The organism is Pseudomonas aphyarum, from assembly GCF_028657055.1.
Lineage (GTDB): Bacteria > Pseudomonadota > Gammaproteobacteria > Pseudomonadales > Pseudomonadaceae > Aquipseudomonas > Aquipseudomonas aphyarum.
The window spans coordinates 317,587-338,317 of the sequence record NZ_JAMDGS010000014.1; the positions used below are offsets into that span (position 1 = coordinate 317,587).

General features: G+C 61.7%; 15 protein-coding genes. 5 read left to right on the forward strand and 10 right to left on the reverse strand.

Annotation, left to right across the window (positions count from 1 at the left end; genetic code table 11):
* Positions 1-119: 119 nt before the first annotated feature.
* Genes M5G18_RS22310 through M5G18_RS22320 form a run of 3 tightly spaced genes read left to right on the forward strand, consistent with a single transcriptional unit; the run spans position 120 to position 3,097 of the window.
* Positions 120-2,243, forward strand: coding sequence for a putative bifunctional diguanylate cyclase/phosphodiesterase (locus M5G18_RS22310; protein WP_273896220.1), 2,124 nt, complete (start codon positions 120-122; stop codon positions 2,241-2,243).
* Positions 2,244-2,284: 41 nt separating this feature from the next.
* Positions 2,285-2,776: a M48 metallopeptidase family protein gene (locus M5G18_RS22315; RefSeq protein ID WP_007959720.1), complete on the forward strand. Its 492-nt coding sequence runs from the start codon at positions 2,285-2,287 to the stop codon at positions 2,774-2,776.
* A 24-nt stretch (positions 2,777-2,800) separates the two neighbouring features.
* The gene (locus M5G18_RS22320; RefSeq protein ID WP_007894945.1) at positions 2,801-3,097 is read left to right on the forward strand and encodes a winged helix-turn-helix domain-containing protein; all 297 of its coding nucleotides are present in this window, start codon (positions 2,801-2,803) and stop codon (positions 3,095-3,097) included.
* 209 nt (positions 3,098-3,306) lie between these two features.
* Here the strand turns inward: M5G18_RS22320 and M5G18_RS22325 are convergent, their stop codons facing one another.
* Positions 3,307-3,759 (reverse strand): GNAT family N-acetyltransferase, encoded by a 453-nt coding sequence (locus tag M5G18_RS22325; RefSeq protein ID WP_011336314.1) that lies wholly within the window; start codon positions 3,757-3,759, stop codon positions 3,307-3,309.
* 256 nt (positions 3,760-4,015) lie between these two features.
* On the opposite strand from M5G18_RS22325, the gene M5G18_RS22330 reads away from it, so the two are divergent.
* Positions 4,016-4,753: a substrate-binding periplasmic protein gene (locus tag M5G18_RS22330; protein ID WP_064380188.1), complete on the forward strand. Its 738-nt coding sequence runs from the start codon at positions 4,016-4,018 to the stop codon at positions 4,751-4,753.
* A 6-nt stretch (positions 4,754-4,759) separates the two neighbouring features.
* Here the strand turns inward: M5G18_RS22330 and yccS are convergent, their stop codons facing one another.
* The 9 genes from yccS to betI form a co-directional block, all read right to left on the reverse strand.
* Positions 4,760-6,943: a YccS family putative transporter gene (yccS, locus tag M5G18_RS22335; protein WP_273896227.1), complete on the reverse strand. Its 2,184-nt coding sequence runs from the start codon at positions 6,941-6,943 to the stop codon at positions 4,760-4,762.
* A gap of 110 nt (positions 6,944-7,053) precedes the next feature.
* On the reverse strand, positions 7,054-8,232 hold the full coding sequence (locus M5G18_RS22340) for a BaiN/RdsA family NAD(P)/FAD-dependent oxidoreductase (protein ID WP_102716747.1): 1,179 nt from the start codon (positions 8,230-8,232) through the stop codon (positions 7,054-7,056).
* A 147-nt stretch (positions 8,233-8,379) separates the two neighbouring features.
* Entirely contained in the window at positions 8,380-9,765 is a 1,386-nt protein-coding gene (gene dbpA / locus M5G18_RS22345; protein ID WP_007959732.1) for an ATP-dependent RNA helicase DbpA, read from the reverse strand.
* 57 nt (positions 9,766-9,822) lie between these two features.
* Entirely contained in the window at positions 9,823-11,250 is a 1,428-nt protein-coding gene (gene mdtD / locus M5G18_RS22350) for a multidrug transporter subunit MdtD (protein WP_007959733.1), read from the reverse strand.
* A gap of 64 nt (positions 11,251-11,314) precedes the next feature.
* Complete coding sequence (locus M5G18_RS22355; protein WP_007959735.1) at positions 11,315-12,652, reverse strand: TldD/PmbA family protein; 1,338 nt, start codon at positions 12,650-12,652, stop codon at positions 11,315-11,317.
* The gene (locus M5G18_RS22360; RefSeq protein ID WP_102685745.1) at positions 12,652-14,094 is read right to left on the reverse strand and encodes a TldD/PmbA family protein; all 1,443 of its coding nucleotides are present in this window, start codon (positions 14,092-14,094) and stop codon (positions 12,652-12,654) included. Before M5G18_RS22360 ends, M5G18_RS22355 begins: the two co-directional genes overlap by 1 nt.
* A 192-nt stretch (positions 14,095-14,286) precedes the next feature.
* Positions 14,287-15,990 carry a choline dehydrogenase gene (betA, locus tag M5G18_RS22365; RefSeq protein WP_273896233.1) on the reverse strand — a complete coding sequence of 568 codons (1,704 nt, stop codon included), beginning with the start codon at positions 15,988-15,990 and terminating at the stop codon, positions 14,287-14,289.
* A gap of 107 nt (positions 15,991-16,097) precedes the next feature.
* Positions 16,098-17,570 (reverse strand): betaine-aldehyde dehydrogenase, encoded by a 1,473-nt coding sequence (gene betB, locus M5G18_RS22370; RefSeq protein WP_007959741.1) that lies wholly within the window; start codon positions 17,568-17,570, stop codon positions 16,098-16,100.
* Between the two features lie 108 nt (positions 17,571-17,678).
* Positions 17,679-18,272 (reverse strand): transcriptional regulator BetI, encoded by a 594-nt coding sequence (gene betI / locus M5G18_RS22375; protein WP_007959743.1) that lies wholly within the window; start codon positions 18,270-18,272, stop codon positions 17,679-17,681.
* Between the two features lie 482 nt (positions 18,273-18,754).
* Here betI and M5G18_RS22380 point away from each other — a divergent pair, with 482 nt between their 5' ends.
* Positions 18,755-20,695 carry a BCCT family transporter gene (locus M5G18_RS22380; protein ID WP_273896347.1) on the forward strand — a complete coding sequence of 647 codons (1,941 nt, stop codon included), beginning with the start codon at positions 18,755-18,757 and terminating at the stop codon, positions 20,693-20,695.
* Positions 20,696-20,731 lie beyond the last annotated feature (36 nt).

Genomic DNA, 20,731 nt, shown 5'->3' on the forward strand with positions numbered 1-20,731 from the left:
TGCTTTTACAGATCCCGGACTAGAGTGAAGGCTCAGTGACTGTACGGTTTTCACGAGAAACCGCCCGGAACGCTGATCCGAGATGCCCCGACACGAGATGTCCCGACAAGAGAAGCAGCATGGAATGCGCGCAACCCCAGCCAGGTGAAGGCAGCTCAGTCCTTTTGATCGTTGATGATTACCCTGAAAATCTGATCAGCATGCGCGCGTTGCTGCAGCGCCAGGACTGGCAGGTGATGACCGCCGCTTCCGGTTTCGAAGCCCTCAGCCTGCTGCTCGAACACGACGTCGATCTGGTGCTGCTGGATGTGCAGATGCCGGGCATGGACGGTTTCGAAGTCGCGCGGCTGATGCGCGGCAGCCAGCGCACGCGCCTGACCCCGATCATTTTCCTCACCGCCAACGAGCAGTCCCAGGACGCCGTGATCAAAGGCTACGCCAGCGGTGCGGTGGATTACCTGTTCAAACCCTTCGATCCGCAGATTCTCAAGCCCAAAGTCCAGGCGTTGCTGGAGCACCAGCGCAATCGCCGGGCCTTGCAGCGCTTGAGTCAGGATCTGGAATCGGCACGAGCCTTCAATGCCTCGGTGCTGGATAACGCCGCTGAAGGCATTCTGGTGCTGGCCGAGGATGGCTTGATTCGCTTCGCCAACCCGGCGATTTCCCGACTGCTGAATGCGCCGGTGAAGGAACTGGAAGGGCAGGAGTTTCTCGATTTCCTGCAGAAACCGCACATTCCGCTGTGGGCCGATTCCGAGTTTTATGCCGGTTACAAACGCGGCGAGACGTTGCGCTTACACGACGCGTTGCTGCGTACCGCGCCGGGCCAGCAAGTGCCGGTGGCCCTGTCTTGCGCGCCGCTGCCGAGTGAACAGCACGCGATGGTGGTGACGGTGCTGGACATGTCGGTGGTGCGTCATCTGCATCAGCAGCTGGAATTTCAGGCGGTCACCGACCCGCTGACCGGGCTGCTCAATCGTCGGGGTTTTTACCAGACTGTGGAAAACCTGCTACTGCGCGGCGAGCGCACGGACAGCAGTTGGGTGCTGATGTACCTCGATCTAGACGGCTTCAAAAGGGTCAATGATTCCCTCGGCCATGATGCCGGAGACCGGGTGTTGCGCTGGGTCTCCGAACAACTGAAAGCCTGCCTGCGGCCATTCGACATTCTGGCGCGGATGGGCGGTGACGAGTTCACCGCGCTGCTGGATCTGGAATTCCCCGAACAAGCGGCGAAGATTGCCGAGAAGCTCATCGAACGGGTTTCGATCTGTCAGCAGATCGAAGGCCTCGATATTGCGCTGGGCGCGAGTATTGGCATCGCCACCTACCCGGATTGCGGCAACAACCTCGACGGTCTGATGCGCGCCTCGGACATCGCCATGTATGAGGCCAAGCGTGCCGGGCGGCAGCAATATCGCTTCTACGATCACGAAATGAACGGTCGTGCGCGCTCGCGATTGATGCTGGAAGAGAGTGTGCGCAACGCCATCGAGAACCGCGATTTCAATCTGGTGTATCAGCCGCAAGTCGCGATTGGTGACGGCAAGATTCGCGGTTTCGAAGCGTTGCTGCGTTGGCAGCACCCGAGTGTCGGTGATGTGCCGCCGGGCCTGTTTCTGCCGTTGCTGGAGGAGGCGACGCTGATCAGCCGGCTCGGCAGCTGGATTTATCATCGCAGCGCCGGGCAGCGTAAGGCCTGGGAATCCGAGTTCTCCAGGGATCTGGTGATCGGCGTGAGCCTGAGCAACACCCAGTTCGGCCTGCCGAATCTGGTCACTGAATTGCGCCAGGTGCTGGAGCGCCATGGCTTGCAGCCGCACCAGATGGAAGTGGAAGTGACCGAAGAGGCGCTGACGATCAACCCGGACGAGACCCGCAAACAGTTGAAGCTGCTGCGCAATCTCGGGGTGCGGGTGGCGCTGGACGATTTCGGTTCCGGCTCCTGCTCGCTGTCGCATCTGCGCGATCTGGAACTGGACACCCTCAAGCTCGATCGGCACCTGATCGCCCGATTGCCGGACTCGTCCCGCGACGCTTCGCTGGTGCGCACGGTCATCGACCTGTGCAAGGAATACGGCTTGCTGGTGATTGCCGAAGGCGTGGAAACCGTCGAGCAATACCAGTGGCTGCAAGCCCATGGTTGCGAGTACGTGCAAGGTTTCCTGGTGGCGCGGCCGTTGGTCGCCGAGGACACCGCACGCTTTACCGAGCCATTCGACTGGAGCGCGTTGGCCGGTTGAATTCGCTACACTGGCGGCCTTTTCATGACCCGTGCCGCCCCATGACTGCGTTGAAATACCTCCAGGCCTATCCCGCGAATCTGCAGGATCAGGTGCGCCAATTGATCGCCGACAACCGCCTCGGTGATTACCTGAGCCAACGTTATCCGGGTCGCCACGATGTGCAGAGCGACAAGGCGTTGTACGGCTACGCGCTGGATCTGAAGCAGGAATACCTTCGCAACGCCCCGGCCATCGACAAGGTGCTGTTCGACAACCGCCTCGACCTGACCCACCGCGCCCTCGGCCTGCACACCACGGTTTCGCGGGTGCAGGGCGGCAAGCTCAAGGCCAAGAAAGAGATTCGCATCGCCTCGCTGTTCAAGGATGCCGCGCCGGAGTTTCTGAAGATGATCGTCGTGCACGAGCTGGCGCACTTCAAGGAGTCGGATCACAACAAGGCGTTCTATAAGTTATGTGAGCACATGCTGCCGGGCTACCACCAGGTCGAGTTCGACCTGCGGGTGTACCTGACGTGGCGGGACATGCAATAAGACATCAAACAACGGAGCGCATGCATGGACGTAAGCAAGACCAAGAGCAGTTTCTACCGGCGCTTGTACGTGGCGTACCTGATCGACAGCGGCCTGGCAAGCAGCGTGCCGGCGCTGACCGAGGTCACCGGCATGCCCCGGCGCACGGCGCAGGACACGATTGCGGCGCTGGCGGATCTGGATATCGTCTGCGAGTTCGAGCAGGAAGAGGGCGCGCGCAATCATGCGGGGCGTTATCGGATTCGGGAGTGGGGGGCGATTGATCGGGGGTGGATTGAGCGGAATTTGCGGCAGATCAAGGCTGTTCTCGAATATCCCTGAGTTTGGGTGTTCGCCTTTAGATTGTTGCCCTCACCCCAGCCCTCTCCCGGAGGGAGAGGGAGCCGATTGGGGGATATTTGAGAGATACGCCGACGTGCACCAACGCTTTTGAATCCATAATCGCCAAGCTCGTTCAGGTCGGCGTATAGCGCAAGACAACTCGGTCAGTCCCCTCTCCCTCTGGGAGAGGGTTAGGGTGAGGGAGCTTTTCAGGACCGCCGCATTCCAATATGCGGAATGTCATCCTCAAGATATTCCTCACCCGCCACCACAAACCCGTAGCGCCCGTAATACCCCTGCAAATGCGCCTGGGCCGACAGATAGATCGGCACTTCAGGCCAACGCTTCTCGGCCTGTTTCAGCGCCTGTTCCATCATTTCATGCCCCAGCCCTTTGCCACGCCCGGCAGGCGCCGTGAGCACGCGGCCGATCACTACGTCGCCACCCTGGGATTCCGGATCCAGCAGGCGCAGGTACGCTACCAGCTGATCACCGTCCCAGCCCATCAAATGGCAGGTGTCACCGTCCAGATCCTGACCGTCCGGATCCAGATACGCGCAGCGCTGTTCGACCACGAACACTTCCGAGCGCAATTTCAAGATGGCGTACAGCTGCTCCAGTCCCAGATCGCTGTGATGTTTGCAGACCCACTCGATTGTCATCTTCCGATTCCTTGAACTACGTCGCCCGATACTAAGCGCAGCGCCGAAATATGTCTGTATGGCTGAGAAATCTGTGACAAAGGCCAAAATGCCATCATTCCAATATCGCGGCCCGCCTTACTTTGTGTAATCTGCTGGGAAGCGCTGTGCAATGGCTTCAATGAGCTAATGTTAGGGCCTGGGATTCGCCGGTAAGGGGCCTTGGGGTTTTGACTGAAAACACGCCGGGCGGCCCGCCCGCTAAGGATTTTCAAGCATGCCGCGATTGCATCGAGCCTTTGCTTTGATCGGATTGCTGTTGCTGGGTCAAAGCGCTGCAGCGGAGAAATTGCGTCTGGTATTCGACGTCTGGCCGCCCTTTACCGATGACACGCTGGTCAACGGTGGGCTGGCGACCGACATCGTCAGTACGGCCCTGGCCCGTGCCGGTTATGCCAGCGGTTACGAGCAGGTGCCGTGGGCGCGGGCGTTGATGGGGGTTGGCGAAGGACGTTACGACGTGCTGGTCAACGCCTGGTACAACGACGAGCGCACGAAGCTGGGGCAGTTTTCTGCCGAGTACCTGCTCAATCGCGTGCGTTTTCTCAAGCGCAAAGACGCGCCCATCGAATACAACAACCTGCAGGAACTGCACACCTATCCGATTGCCGTAGTGCGCGGCTACGCCTATTCGGCGCCGTTCGATGCCGACACCGCGTTGCAGAAAGTCCCTGTGCATAACTTCGCGATGGCCGTGCGCATGCTGGCGGCGGACCGGGTCAAGCTGACGCTGGAAGACGAATACGTCGCCCGCTATTACCTGGCCCGGGAGTCACCGAAGGTACGAAACGCGGTGGAGTTCCTGCCGAAACCGCTGAGCGAGAACAGCCTGCACATTCTGGTCAGCCTGAAGAACCCGCAGCACGAACAGATCGTGGCCGGGTTCGACAAGGCAATTGCATCGATGAAGGCCGATGGCAGCTATGACAAGCTGCTCAGGCAGCACGGAATGTGAGGCGGCTCAATCTTCGGCGGTGTCTTTGATCAGGTGCGCCGCCAGCGTGCGCAACGGTCCGAGCTGGCGGCAGATCAGCGCCAGTTGCGTCTGCACCAGCCGCTGGCCTTCGTCGATTTCGTCCGGCATCTGCTCAAGCTCGTTGGCCAGCGCCTCTTCCTCATCGCTCTGAATCGCAATCGGCTGTTTGCTCGCCAGCCCTTGGGCGATTTCATCGATGCTCGCCGCCAGACTCACCCCGGCGCCGTCGATCAGGTGTTCGCGCACTTCGGCCGGCAGCTGGGTTTCCCGGTGTGCGCCGAGGCCTGACAGATAGCTGAGCAAGGTGTGCGACAGCACCAGGAAACGGAAGCCCACGTCGGCTTCCTTCCGGAAATGCCCAGGCTCCATCAGCATGTTCGCCAGCGTAGTCGACAGCGCCGCGTCGGCGTTGTGCGCGTTGCGTCGGGCCAGGCGATAGGCGAGGTCGTCGCTCTTGCCGGCGGCGTATTGCTGCATGATCTGGCGCAGGTAAATGCTGTTGCAGGTGAGGGTGTTGGCCAGCACTTTGTTCAGGCGCCGACCCTGCCAGTCCGGCAGGAACAGGAATACCGCAAGCCCCGCGATCAGGCTGCCGAGCAAGGTATCGAACAGCCTCGGCACAAACAGCCCGTAGCCGTCGCCGACCTGGTTGAAGCAGAACAGCACCATGATCGTGATCGCGGCGGTGGCCACGGTGTAGCGGGTGGTGCGGTTGGTAAAGAACACCACGCCGGCGGCGATGGCGAAGCACGACTGCACCAGCGGATTCGGGAACAGATCGAACAGCGCCCAGGCAATCGTCAGGCCGATCGCCGTGCCGAAAATCCGCTGGCCGAGTTTGCGCCGGGTGGCGCCGTAGTTCGGCTGGCAGACGAACAGCGTGGTGAGGATGATCCAGTAGCCTTGCGACGGGTGAATCAGATGCACCATGCCGTAGCCGATGCTCAACGCCAGTGGCAAACGCAGGGCGTGGCGGAACAGCAGCGAGGTCGGCGTCAGCTGCGTGCGCAGGCGAATCCACACATCCTTGAAGTTGCGCGGCGAGCGGTCGAGCAGGCTGCTGTCGGTGGCATCCGCCAGGGCGTCGGGGTTGCTGGCGTCGCTGAGCAAACGGTCGAGGGTGCCGAGGTTGGCCGCCAGTGCGCGCAACGAACGGAGCAGTCCGCGCCAGGCCGGGTTGCTCTGGATGCGCAGGTGTTCGAGGGAAGCGTGCAGGTCGCTCAGTGCTTCGGCGAAACTCGCGTCGTAGATGAACGGCTGACGCATCTGAATCGATTCGGCCAGCGCCCGGCAGGCCTTGCCTTGCTGGCGCAGCAGGCGCTGGCAGCGGAACAAGACATCGCTGTGGAAAAACGCATCGGCCAGCGCGTTATAGGGATAGTGCGAAGAGCTGGCGCGTTCGTGAATGTCTTGCGCCAGGAAGTACAGCTTCAGGTAACGGCTGACTTTCGAGCCCGGGCGACCGTTGCCGACCCGGTGCAGGATGATTTCCTTGGCGCTGTTCAGGGCTGCGACGACCCGGCCGTTCTGCTGGGCCAGTTCCAGTCGCCGTGCTTCGACATCCATATGACGGATCGGCTCGAACAGCGAGGATTTCAGCTTCAGGTAATAGCCGAGTTCGCGGAACAGCCGCGCCAGACTCTGCTGCACCGGCTGATTGGAAAACATCGCCTGCCACAGCACCGACAGCAGGCCGTACCACGCGGCGCCGGCCACCAGCAGCATCGGCTCATGCCAGAAGTCCGTGACCGCACCACCGCGCTGATCCACGCCGATCATGGTGTAGACGGAGAGAATCAGGGTCGCTGAAGCAATTGCGCCATAACGCTCGCCGAGCGCACCGAGCATGGTCAGGCCGAAACTGGCGAGTGCCAAAGCGATGACGAAAACGATGGGGTAGGGGAACAGCAGTTCCACGGACAGCGCCGCGACGCTGAAACACACCAGCGTCACCGCCAGTGCGTTGAGGCGGCCCTGCCAGCTGTCGTCGGTCTCGGCCAGGGCGCTGGCGATGATCCCCAGGAACAACGGGATCAGCAGCCCCATTTCATCCTGATACCAGCACAGCGCCATGCTGCCGGTCAGGGCGATGAACACCCGCACGCTGTAGCTGAATTTATCCAGCGCCCACAGGCGCCGCAAAGACTGACGAAACGAGGTCGAGGACATGAAGTGCGAAGGCCTTCCGAGGCGATGCCGCTAAATTGAGCCAGTAATGACGCCGACGCAATGGCGCCGATCACATCTGACAGCAAAAAGTGTTCCGCACGGCCTTCGAATCAGACGTATTGCGCCGCCGCGTAACCCGATGCCCAGGCCCACTGGAAGTTGAATCCGCCCAGATGCCCGGTGACATCCAGCACTTCGCCGACAAAGTACAGGCCCGGGCTTTTCAGCGATTCCATGGTCTTGGACGAGACTTCGCGGGTGTCGACGCCACCGAGGGTGACTTCGGCGGTGCGGTAGCCTTCGGTGCCGGCCGGGACGACTTTCCAGCTGCCCAGCTTCTCGGCGATGTCCGCCAGTTCGGCGTGGGTGTACTGCTTCATCGGTTTGGAGACGAACCAGTTGTCCGCCAGCAGGTTGGCCATCTTCTTGGTGAAGATTTCGCCGAGCAGGGTTTTCAGTTCGCTGTTCGGACGCTCGGCGGTTTGCTGTTGCAGCCAGCTCGCGGCGTCGTGGTCGGGCAACAGGTTGATCTCGACCGTGTCGCCCGGCTCCCAGAACGAGGAAATCTGCAGAATCGCCGGACCGCTCAGGCCACGGTGCGTGAACAGGATGTTCTCGCGAAAGCTCTGGTCGTTGCAGCTGACCAGACAATCCACCGAAGTGCCGGACAGTTCGGTGCACAACTCCTTGAGCTGGTCGGTGATGGTGAACGGTACCAGACCGGCGCGGGTCGGCAGCAGTTCGTGGCCGAACTGTTTGGCGACCTGATAACCGAAACCGGTCGCGCCCAATGTCGGGATCGACAGGCCGCCAGTGGCGATCACCAGCGACTGGCACTGGATCTGGCCGAGGGTGGTGTCGAGCAGGTAACCGCCCTCAACCTTCTCGATGGTCTGGATCGATGTGTCGAGGTGCAGATTGACGCCGACCTGATCGCATTCGTCCAGCAACATGCCGAGGATGTCGCTGGATTTGTTATCGCAGAACAGTTGGCCGAGTTTTTTCTCGTGGTACGGCACGCCGTGCTTGGCGACCATGCCGATGAAGTCCCACTGGGTGTAGCGGGCCAGCGCGGATTTGCAGAAATGCGCATTCTGCGAGAGAAAATTGCTCGGTTCGGTGTACATGTTGGTGAAGTTGCAGCGCCCACCGCCGGACATCAGGATTTTCTTGCCGGCCTTGTTCGCGTGGTCGAGCAGCATCACCTGACGCCCGCGCCCGGCGGCGGTCAGTGCACACATCAACCCTGCGGCGCCAGCGCCAATGATCACGACTTCGGTAGAGCGCAAAACGGTGTCCTCACAGTGTTTTCAAATTCACCGACGCCCCATGTGGGAGCGGGCTTGCCCGCGATGAGGTCGGCACATTCAACATAGATGTTGTCTGTATGTCCGTCATCGCGGGCAAGCCCGCTCCCACAGGGATGTGCGTTGTTCTTACAAGACGCGAACGCGCAAAGAACGACCCTTGATCTTGCCGTTGTTCAAGCGCTGCAGCGCCTGCATGACCACGGTGCGTTCAACAGCCACATAGGACTGGAAGTCGAAGATCGCGATCTTGCCGACCTGGGCGCCCGGAATGCCGGCTTCACCGGTCAGTGCGCCAAGAATGTCGCCCGGACGCACCTTGTCCTTGCGCCCGCCAGCGATGCACAGCGTGCTCATCGGCGGTTGCAGCGGGGCACCGCCCTGCGACTTGAGGTTGTCCACCTGATCCCAGTTCAGCGGGGTTTTCTGCAGTTGTTCGATGGCTTGCGCGCGGTGGGCTTCGGACGGCGCAACGAGGCTGACCGCGATGCCTTTCTCGCCGGCACGACCGGTACGGCCGACGCGGTGAATGTGGATTTCCGAGTCGCGGGCCAGTTCGACGTTGATCACCATGTCCAGCGCATCGATGTCCAGACCACGGGCGGCAACGTCGGTGGCGACCAGTACCGAAGTACTGCGGTTGGCGAACATCGCCAGCACCTGATCGCGGTCACGCTGTTCCAGGTCGCCGTGCAGGCCGACGGCGGAAATGCCTTTGGAGGTCAGGTGATCGACGGTTTCCTGCACTTGCTGCTTGGTGAAGCAGAAGGCCACGGTGGAGGCCGGGCGGAAGTGGTGCAGGACCTTGGTCACCGCGCTCATGCGCTCTTCCGGAGAAATCTCGTAGAAGCGCTGTTCGATCTGGGTGTCGTCGTGGAACGCTTCGGCCTTGACCGTTTGCGGATCGCGCATGAACTTCGACGCCAGCTGCTTGATGCCCACCGGGTAGGTCGCCGAGAACAGCAGGGTCTGACGGCGGGCCGGGGTCTGCTCGATGATGTCTTCGATAGCGTCGTAGAAACCCATGTCGAGCATGCGGTCGGCTTCGTCGAGGATCAGCGTGTTCAGGCCGTCGAGGACCAGCGAACCCTTGCGCAGGTGCTGCTGGATGCGGCCCGGGGTGCCGACGATGATGTGCGCGCCGTGCTCCAGCGAGCCGATCTGCGGGCCGAACGACACGCCGCCGCACAGGGTCAGGACCTTGATGTTGTCTTCGGCACGGGCTAGGCGACGGATTTCCTTGGCGACCTGGTCAGCCAGCTCGCGAGTCGGGCAAATCACCAGCGCCTGGCAACCGAAGTAGCGCGGATTGATCGGGTTCAGCAGGCCGATGCCGAACGCGGCGGTCTTGCCGCTGCCGGTCTTGGCCTGGGCGATCAGGTCCATCCCCTTGAGGATCACCGGCAAGCTCTGCGCCTGGATCGGCGTCATCTGGGCATAACCGAGGGAGTCGAGGTTAGCCAGCATGGCGGCGGACAGCGGCAAAGTATTAAAAGCGGTGGCGATGGTGGTCACGGGACTGGCCTGCAAAACAAAATGTCGCGCAGTGTACCAGCCCGGTGGCCATTAGCCCTAAGACTCGATGTGTTCTTCCGGACGTCTGACTCGCCGTCCGTCATTCTTTGAAAGTTGAGAAAAAATGGTCGCGGCCAACATGGCCATGATCCCAACGGTCACGAACGTGAGCTGAAACGCGCCCAACACGGTCTCAACGCCGTCGTTGCCGATCTCCGCTGTAAAGCCGCCGAGCAGCGCACCGGCGCACGCCACGCCGAGACTCAGCGACAACTGCGCCACCACCGACAGCAAACTGTTGCCGCTGCTGGCGCTGGCGTCGTCGAGGTCGATCAGGGTCACGGTGTTCATCGCGGTGAATTGCAGCGAGTTGATCGCCCCGAGAATCGCCAGCAGGCACAGCAGCAGCCAGTATGGCGTCTGTTCGCTGACCAGGCCCATGCTCGCCAGCATGATCCCCAGAAACAGGGTGTTGCCGGTCAGCACGATGCGATAGCCCAGACGCTCGATCAGCGGTCGCGCACCCCACTTGGCGACCATCGCCGCAGCGGCCAAAGGCAACATGCTCATCCCGGCCTGGGAAGGCGAATACCCCAGCGCCACTTGCAGCAGCAACGGCACCAGAAACGGCAGGGCGCCGCTGCCCAGACGGGCGAACAGGTTGCCGAGAATGCCGACCGCGAAGGTGCGGGTCTTGAACAGCGACGGCGCGAACAGCGGGTTTTCAATGTGCCCGGCGCGCAACCAGTACGCCGCCAGACACGCCATACCGCCGAACAGCAACAGCATCACCCGCAGGTGCGGCAGGTGCAGTTCGCCGAGGCCTTCCATGGCGATGGTGATCAGCACCATCGCCGCGCCGAACAGCAGGAAACCGAGGCTATCGAAACGCGTGCGCTCGGTGCCGCGCAGGTCGGGGATGAATTTCCACACCGCGTAGCAACCGATGACGCCGACCGGCAGGTTGATCAGGAAGATCCAGTGCCACGTCAGGTATTCGACCATCCAGCCGCCCATGGTCGGGCCGATCAGCGGGCCGAGCAGGCCGGGAATGGTGATGAAGCCCATGATCCGCACCAGTTCCGAGCGCGGGTAGGCGCGCAGCACCACCAGGCGTCCGACCGGCAGCATCAGCGCACCGCCGAGGCCCTGGATCACGCGCGCGCCGATCAGCATGCTCAGGCTGCTCGACAAGGCGCAAAGCAGCGAGCCGAGGCTGAACAGCAGGATCGCGCCGAAGAAGATTTTCTTGGTCCCGAAGCGGTCGGCGATCCAGCCCGAGGCCGGAATCAGCAGGGCCACGGTGAGCATGTAGGCGATGATCACGCCCTGCATGCGCAGCGGATCTTCGGCGAGATCCCTGGCCATGGCCGGCAGGGCGGTGTTGAGGATGGTCCCGTCGAGGGACTGCATGAAGAAAGCGATTGCGACGACCCACGGCAACCAGCGGGCGGTGATGGCGTCGAGAGGCGGGCGGTTGGGCATGGAACCTCTTGTGGTGTGGGGCAGTAGATGATCGTTCCCGCGCAAGGCGCGGGAACGATTTGTATCAGAGGGTCAAGGTCAATCGGCTCACCAGCGCCCCCGGCAACAGCGCCGACGAGGTATTGCGCTGGCTGTAGGTGCTCGCCGACAGCAGCAGCTCGCGCTCGGCGGTCAACGCTTCCAGCTGCGAACCCAGCAGGCTGTAGGCGCTGTCGTCGAAACGCATGGTGCTGACCGGTGCCTGAATCTCGCCGTTTTCAACCCAGAACGTGGCAAACCGGGTCATGCCGGTCAGTCGCGCCGCCGGTTGATCGGAGAAGTTCAGGTACCACAGATTGCTGATGTACAACCCGGTGCCCAACTGTTTGAGGATCTCGGCCTGCGGCAGATCACCGGCGCCCATGTTCAGCGCGCTCGGCGATTCGCCACCGCCGGCACCGTTGGCCGTCAGACCGTACTCGGCGGCACTGCGCGAACCGACCAACTGATCACCCGCTTTGCCTTCGATGATCAACCGCAGATCGCTGCGCGGGTAACCTTCGCCGGAGAACGCCGGGCTCAGCGAATCGCTGACTTTCTCGTCGAGGGACACCAGCGGGCTGAACGCCTGATCGCCGGCATACAGCTTCTGCAACGGGCTGCTTTTGCTGGCAATCGACTGCGCCGAGAAACCGCCCCAGCACAGCATGCCCATGATTTCCTCCAGGGCTGCGGGTGCCAGATAGGCGCGGTATTGGCCGGGTGGAAGGGTGCGCAGCGGGCGACCGAGAAACTCGAGTTGTTCGCGGGCCTGCTGGATGCGTTTGGCGAAGTCCTCGCTGTTCCAGTCATGCCCGGCGTAGCTGGCCTTCACCGCTTCGCCGTTCTCGTGGAACAGGCTGAAGTCGAAGTTGAAACTGTTGGCCTGATGCCAGCCGAATGCGCCGGAAGAGCTGGCAAAACCACGGCTGATCGGGCCGGCAGCGTAGAAGCCGACCAGATCCAGACCTTCGGCCGCCTGAGCGATTTCAGCCACCACCTGCTCGGTGTCCGGCAGCGGATGTTCCTGCACATTCTTGCTCTGCCAGCCGTTGTGGTTGAGCAACAGGTACGGATCCTGCGGCAGCAGCGGCAGGGTTTCGCGCAGTTGCTGCAAACCTTCGGCGAGGCGTTGCAGGTCGGTGGCCTGTTCACCGGAAAGGGTGATGTGCAGGTCGGCATGGCGACCGTCATCGATCAGTTTCAGACCGATACCGGCTTGTTGTACTTGCCCGGCCTGACGCACCTTGGCGTGGTTGAAACGGACGAAGGCCGACGATTCGGCGTCGTAACTCAGGGTGAACTGTTCCGGCTCGCGCACGGCATCGCGCAGCCAGTTGACCAGCACCTTGAACGCCTCGGACGGGTTCTTGGAAATACTCATCAGGCGTCTCCCCCAAACACATCAACATTGCTGAACACGCAGGCCGGCGACGCATGGCCGACGCGTATCACCTGGTTCGGTTCGCCCTTGCCGCAGTTCGGCGTGCCCAGCACCTGAGTGGTGCCGGCGTTGCCGACGGCGCGCAGGCTCTTCCAGAAGTGCGCGGAAATGCCCCGGTAGTTCGGGTTTTTCACCACACCCTTGAGTTCGCCGTTTTCGATCAACTGGCCCCATTCGCAGCCGAACTGGAATTTGTTGCGGGCATCGTCGATCGACCACGAACGGTTGGTGCTCATCAGGATGCCGTTTTCGATGCCGCCGATCAGTTGTTCCAGCGGCTGATCACCCGGCTCGATGTTGAGGTTGGCCATGCGGTCGATCGGCGGTCGGTTCCAGCCACAGGCGCGGCTGTTGGCGACACCGTCGAGACCCGCGCGGAACTGCGACAGGGCACCGCCCAACGGCCGCACCAACAGGCCTTCGTGAATCAAAAATTGCTTGCTGGCCTTGGAACCGTCGTCATCGTGACCGTAACTCGCCAGCTCTTCGGGAATGCCCGGATCGAACGTCACGTTGAGCAGTTTCGAGCCGTATTGCAGGCTGCCGAAATCCGAGGCTTTGACGAAACTGGTGCCGGCGTAATTGCGCTCGTCGCCGAGGATCCGGTCGAGCTCCAGCGGGTGACCGATGGATTCGTGGATCTGCAGCATCATCTGGTCGGGCATCAGCAGCAGGTCGCGCGGGCCTTGCGGGGTGTTCGGCGCGAGCAGCAGTTGCAGCGCCTGATCGGCGACTTGCGGGCCAGCACCGATCAAACCGCAGCGGCTGATCACGTCGGCGCCGCCCTGCTGGCCGAAGTTCTCGCGGCCGAGGCTGCGGGTCTGGCTGTCGTTGCCGTCGTAGGCGGTAACGTCCAGGCCCGGATAGACGAAGCGCTGGGCCTGGCGCAACTCAGCGCCGGCGCTGCTCAGGTAAATCTGTTCGACGTGGGTGATGCCGATGCTCACTTCCCAATTCACCAGGCGCTCATCCTTTGGCACCGAGGCGGATTCCGCGCCGAGCAGCTCGAAGCATTCGCTCAGGGACGGGAAGGGTTGTTCCAGATTGGGTGAAAAGTAGTCGGCGCGGTCGCTGGACACCGGCTGCTGGCTCAGGTCGAGCAGGGCGTGCGGTTTGATCCGCCGGGCCTGTTGTTCGGCGCGCTCGAGGGCGGCTTGCAGGCCTTGTTGCGACAGGTCATTGGTCGCGGCGTAGGCTTCGACGCCGTTGACCCGGACGGTGAGCATCGCACCTTCGTCGCGGCTCAGGCTCGGCGGTTCGGCGACGTTCTTGCGCACCGACAGGTACTGGCCGGACTCGCGGACATACCGCAAGGAAAAAAACTCGGCGCCCGTGCGCAAGGCAGCGAAGCGCTGCTTGAGCTGGGGGTGGAAATCGAACATCAGGGAAACCTCCTTGTTATGGGAGAAACGGCGAAGCGGATTCGGCGGGGAGGTGAAACGATTGGGCGAGGACTAGAGTAGGCCTGCGAGGGGGTAGGATCAAGTGAAGAGGGGGTGTAGGGGGATTTACTGCTTTGAGTCGGCTGATCGTCCCCACATTGCATGGGAACGATCACCGCCCGGTATTACGACTTACTGAGCAACAGCACTCACATCACGCAGTGCCTTGCCTTTCACCGGCGCATCGCCAGCGACGTAGTACGGCGCCTTGCTGCGCGGCAGCGGCTGGCGGCCACGGATCTTGTCGGCGATTTTCTCGGCCATCATGATCGTCGGCGCGTTCAGGTTGCCGGTGGTGATGATCGGCATGATCGAGGCATCGACCACGCGCAGACCCTGCATGCCATGCACGCGGCCTTCGCCATCCACTACGGCCATGTCGTCGGTGCCCATCTTGCACGAGCAGGATGGGTGGAACGCGGTTTCGGCGTGCTCGCGGATGAACTTGTCCAGCTGCTCATCGGTTTGCACTTCGATGCCCGGGCTGATTTCGCGGCCACGGAAAGCGTCCAGTGCAGGCTGTTGCATGATTTCACGGGTCAGGCGGATGCCGTCGCGGAATTCCTGCCAGTCCTGCTCGGTGGCCATGTAGTTGAACAGGATGCTCGGGTGCTGGCGCGGATCCTTGGATTTGACCTGGATGCGGCCGCGGCTCGGCGAACGCATGGAACCCATGTGCGCCTGGAAGCCGTGCTCTTTCACACCGTTGCTGCCGTTGTAGTTAATCGCGACCGGCAGGAAGTGGTACTGAATGTTTGGCCATTCGAACTCTTCGCGAGTCCGGATGAAACCGCCGGCTTCGAACTGGTTGCTGGCGCCGATGCCGGTGCCGTTGAACAGCCACTCGGCACCGATGGCCGGCTGGTTGTACCAGAGCAGCGACGGGTACAGCGAGACCGGTTGGGTGCAAGCGTATTGCAGGTACAGCTCGAGGTGATCCTGCAGGTTTTCGCCGACGCCCGGCAGATCGTGAACGACCGGGATGTCGAGGCTTTCCAGCAGTTTTGCCGGGCCGACGCCGGAGCGTTGCAGCAATTGCGGCGAAGCGATAGCGCCGGAGCAGACGATGACTTCTTTACGGGCGCGGGCTTCGACGCGCTCTTCAGCGGCGCCGATCAGGTAACGCACGCCAACGGCACGCTTGCCGTCGAACAGAACCTTGTCGGTCAGGGCGTGAGTGACGATGGTCAGGGTCGAACGCTTCTTGGCCACGTCCAGGTAACCACGGGCGGTGGAAGCACGACGGCCTTTCGGCGTCACGGTGCGGTCCATCGGGCCGAAGCCTTCCTGCTGGTAGCCGTTCAGGTCTTCGGTGCGCGGGTAACCGGCTTGCACGCCGGCTTCAACCATGGCGTGGAACAGCGGATTGTTGCCCGCCTTCGGCGTGGTCACGCTGACCGGGCCTTCGCCACCGTGGTAGTCGTTCGGGCCGATGTCGCGGGTTTCCGCTTTGCGGAAGTACGGCAGGCAGTCGAGGTAGGTCCAGTCTTCCAGGCCTGGCAGTTTCGCCCAGCCGTCGTAGTCCATCGCGTTGCCACGGATGTAGCACATGCCGTTGATCAGCGAGGAACCGCCGAGGCCCTTGCCGCGACCGCATTCCATCCGGCGACCGTCCATGTGTGGCTCTGGATCGGTTTCGTACGCCCAGTTGTAGCGACGGCCTTGCAGCGGGAATGCCAGAGCGGCCGGCATTTGCGTGCGGAAGTCGAAACGGTAGTCCGGGCCACCGGCTTCGAGCAGCAGGACGGTGACGCCTTCGTCTTCAGTCAGACGGGTCGCCAGGGTGTTACCGGCAGAGCCGGCACCGACGATGATGTAATCGAATTCTTGGGACATTGAATGCACCCTCTTTGAAGTTGGTCAGGTCAGACAGCCAGCGCTTCCCTTGTGGGAGCGGGCTTGCCCGCGAAGGCGGCTTCGCGGGCAGCACACAATGGCGGGTCTTAGAACACCGAGACGTAATCGCCCAGCTCGACCTGTACCGATTTGATGCGAGTGAAGTTGTTCAGCGAGCTGATGCCGTTCTCACGGCCGACGCCCGACTGCTTGTAACCGCCAACCGGCATTTTTGCGTCGGACTCGCCCCAGGCGTTGATCCAGCAGATACCGGCTTCCAGTTGATGAATCACGCGGTGGGCGCGGTTCAGGTCGCGGGTGACGATACCGGCGGCCAGGCCGAAGTCGGTGTCGTTGGCGCGACGGATCACTTCTTCTTCGGTTTCGTAGGTCAGGATCGCCATCACCGGGCCGAAGATTTCTTCACGGACGATGGTCATGTCGTCGGTGCAGTCGGTGAACACGGTCGGAGCCACGAACGCGCCCTTGGCGAATTCGCCGTCGGTCAGACGTTCGCCGCCGCACAGAACGCGGGCGCCTTCTTCTTTACCCTTGGCGATGTAACCCAGCACGCTTTCCATGTGAGGGAAGCTGACCAGCGGGCCGAAGTTGGTGTTTTCGTCTTCCGGGTTGCCAACGCGGATGCGCGCAACGCGCTCGACGATCTTGGCTTCGAAAGCGGCTTTCAGGTGGCTCGGCACGAACACGCGAGTGCCGTTGGTGCAGACCTGACCGGAGCTGTAGAAGTTGGCCATCATGGCGGTGTCGGCGGCGCGATCCAGGTCGGCGTCGTCGCAGATGATCAGCGGGGACTTGCCGCCCAGTTCCATGGTCACGTCTTTGAGCGACGAAGCCGAAGCGCTGGCCATTACCTTCTTGCCGGTGTCGGTGCCGCCGGTGAAGGAGATTTTCTCGATGCGTGGGTGCTCGGTCAGCCAGGTGCCGACTTCACGGCCGCTGCCGGTCAGGACGTTGAACACGCCGTTCGGAACGCCGGCTTCGGTGTAGATCTCGGCCAGTTTCAGGGTGGTCAGCGAGGTGACTTCGCTTGGCTTGAAGATCATCGCGTTACCGGCCGCCAGGGCTGGAGCGGATTTCCACAGAGCGATCTGGATCGGGTAGTTCCACGCGCCGATACCGGCGACAACGCCCAGCGGCTCGCGACGGGTGTAGACGAATGCGGTGTCACGCAGCGGGATCTGCTCGCCTTCGATGGCGGGTACCAGGCCTGCGTAGTATTCCAGCACGTCGGCGCCGGTGACGATGTCGACGTACTTGGTTTCGGAGAAGGCTTTACCGGTGTCCAGGGTTTCCAGGGCAGCCAGTTCATCGTTGCGCTCGCGCAGGATGTCGACGGCGCGACGCAGGATGCGCGAACGCTCCATGGCGGTCATCGCGGCCCAGATTTTCTGGCCCTTTTCGGCGCTGACCACGGCGCGCTCGACGTCTTCCTTGGTCGCACGTTGCACTTGTGCGAGGACTTCACCGTTAGCCGGGTTGATGGCTTCGAAGGTGGCATCGCTGCCGGCGTCGGAGTACGCGCCATCGATGTAGAGTTTTTGCAGTTCGAAACGGGCCATAGTGTCCTCGCAAGTGCATTAGTGGTTGGCGTTGGTCACCGGGTGAGCCATGTAGCTGTGGCATCGCTGGTCGGTGACAGTTCAGGGGCCGAGCGTTTTCTCTGTGCTCTAGCTCACCTGCTTGGCCAATTGGAAATCCATGTATTCGTAAGCGATCTGTTGCGCCTGCGCAGTGTCGAAAGCGTCTCCCGACAGCGCGCCGCGCAACCACAAGCCGTCGATCAGAGCTGCCAGTCCACGGGCGGCGGTGCGCGCATCTTCGAGCGGCAACACACGGCGGAACTCGCAGCACAGGTTGGAATACAGACGGTGATCGTTGATCCGCTGCAACCTGTGCAAAGACGGCTGGTGCATGCTGGTGGCCCAGAAGGCCAGCCAGGTTTTCATTGCCGGGCCATTGACCTGGCTGGCGTCGAAGTTGCCTTCGATGATCACCTGCAGATGCGCCCGGGGGCTGCTGTCTGCCAGCGCCTGACGGCGCGCGGTGACGCTCTCGCTGAGGGCGGTCATCAGATACCGCATCGTGGCGGCGATCAGGCCATTCTTGTCCTGAAAATAGTGACTGATGATGCCATTCGAGACACCGGCCAAACGGGCGATCAGCGCAATGCTGGCGTCCCCCATTCCGACCTGATCAACCGCCTGCAAAGTGGCTTCGATCAGTTGTTGGCGGCGGATGGGTTGCATACCGACCTTGGGCATCTTGCACATCTCCTTAGGCCTTCCGACGGGCGAATGACGCCTATCGGATTGAGGGCCAGTCTATTTTGTTTTGATTGAACGTTCAATCAACAAAGAATAAGATCTGCGACAAATCGTCGCTGCCTACAGATTTTTCCTACGTGTAAGTGGCGATAAACCGACATCCGAAAATGCTCGAAACCTGCGCGGGGCAAGGCGCGGTTCGATGTTCGATGGACGTGTTGAATGGGCAAGACGCTCAAGGCCAGGTTTCGGATGAACGTCCATGCCTCGGCCACGACGGCGATTCGCGGTGCCATCTCTGCAGGTTCGGGCTTTTTTCGGGGTGTCTTTATATCACCCGCCGGTCGGCTGCCAACTAACCGATTGGTCGGGTTCCGTGTTGCCTTGTGTTCTTCTCTCGCACTGCCTGGAGCATTTGTGCCATGAGTTCTGCCTCGCTTATAAAGACCCCGCCCGAGAAGGTGACGGTCAACGGTTGGGTGTTCTACACCTCTACCGCGCTGATTCTGTTGTTGACCGCCATTCTGATCATCGCCCCGCAAGAGGCCGGCAGAATGCTGGGAGTGGCTCAGGCCTGGTTGTCCCGCAGCTTCGGCTGGTACTACATGGTGGTGATCGCCGCTTACCTGGTTTTCGTGGTGGGCCTGGCGTTTTCCTCGTACGGCAAACTCAAACTGGGTAGCAAGGACGACACCCCGGATTTCAGCTACGGCGCCTGGGCGGGGATGCTGTTCTCGTCGGGTATCGGTATTTCGCTGCTGTACTTCGGCGCTTCCGAGCCGCTGGATCACTACTTCAATCCGCCGGAAGGCGCGTCCGCTACCAACATGGCGGCACGTCAGGCTGTTCAGCTGACTTTCCTGCACTGGGGCCTGCACGGCTGGGCGATCTACGCGCTGGTCGGTCTGGCCGTGGCCTATTTCGCTTACCGTCATAACCAGCCGCTGGCCCTGCGTTCGGCGCTGTATCCGCTGGTGGGCGAGCGTTGGGTCAAGGGCGCTGCCGGTCATGCGGTGGACGGCTTCGGCATGTTCGTGACCCTGCTGGGTCTGGTGACCAACCTGGGGATCGGCTCGCTGCAAGTGTCCTCGGGCCTGGAAAACCTGTTCGGCATGGAACACAGCAACACCAACCTGCTGATCGTGATCATCGTGATGAGCACCGTGGCGACCATCGCCGCAGTGTCCGGTGTGGAAAACGGCATCCGTCGTCTGTCCAACCTCAACATCATCCTGTTCAGCGGCCTGCTGATTTTCGTCCTGCTGTTCGGCCCGACCCTGCACCTGCTCAACGGCTTCGTGCAGAACATCGGCGACTACCTCAACGGCGTGGTGCTGAAGACTTTCGACCTGTACGTCTATGAAGGCGACAGCGAGAAGTCCGACCGCTGGCTGGGCCTGTGGACTCTGTTCTACTGGGCGTGGTGGATTTCCTGGGCCCCATTCGTCGGCATGTTCATCGCGCGTATTTCCCGTGGTCGTACCGTGCGTGAGCTGGTGGCTGGCGTGCTGCTGATCCCGCTGGGTTTCACCCTGGCGTGGCTGTCGATCTTCGGTAACTCGGCGCTGGATCTGGTGATGAACCAGGGCGCGGTGGAGCTCGGCAAGACGGCGCTGGAACAGCCGTCGATGGCGATCTATCAGTTGCTGGAACACTACCCGGCGTCGAAAGTCGTCATCGGTGTGTCGATCTTCGTGGGTTTCGTGCTGTTCCTGACCCCGGCCGACTCCGGCGCGGTGATGATGGCGAACCTGTCCTGCAAGGGCGGCAACGTCGACGAAGACGCACCGCACTGGCTGCGGATCTTCTGGTCGGTCGTGATTACTCTGGTGACCATCGGCCTGCTGTTCGCCGGTAACTTCGAAGCCATGCAGACCATGGTGGTGCTGGCCGGTCTGCCGTTCTCGGTGGTGCTGGTGTGCTTCATGTTCGGCCTGCACAAGGCGATGCGCCAGGACATGCAGATCGAACAGGAGCAGGCGCAACTGGCTGAACGCGGTCGCCGTGGTTTCAGCGAGCGCCTGACCCAGCTGGATCTGCAACCGAGCCAGTCGGTGGTTCAGCGTTTCATGGACAAACACGTCAGCCCGGCGCTGGAAGATTCCGCTGCGCAGATGCGTGCTCAGGGTCTGGAAGTGCAGACGCTGCTGGGCAAGTCCAAGCGCTGCATGGGGGTGCGGGTCGAGATGGAAGAGGGCAACCCTTTTGTCTACGAAGTGAGCCTGGACGGCTATCTGGCGACCCCGAGCGAATCGGTCCAGTCCGATGAAGCGCGCCAGCGTTTCTACCGCGCCGAGGTGTACCTGCACAATGGCAGCCAGGACTACGACCTGATGGGCTTCACACAGGATCAGATCACGCGTGATGTGCTTGATCAGTTTGAAAGCCATCGGCAGCTCCTTGGCCGGGTGTACAGCTAAGATCAAAAGCTCCCCCTCACCCTAACCCTCTCCCGG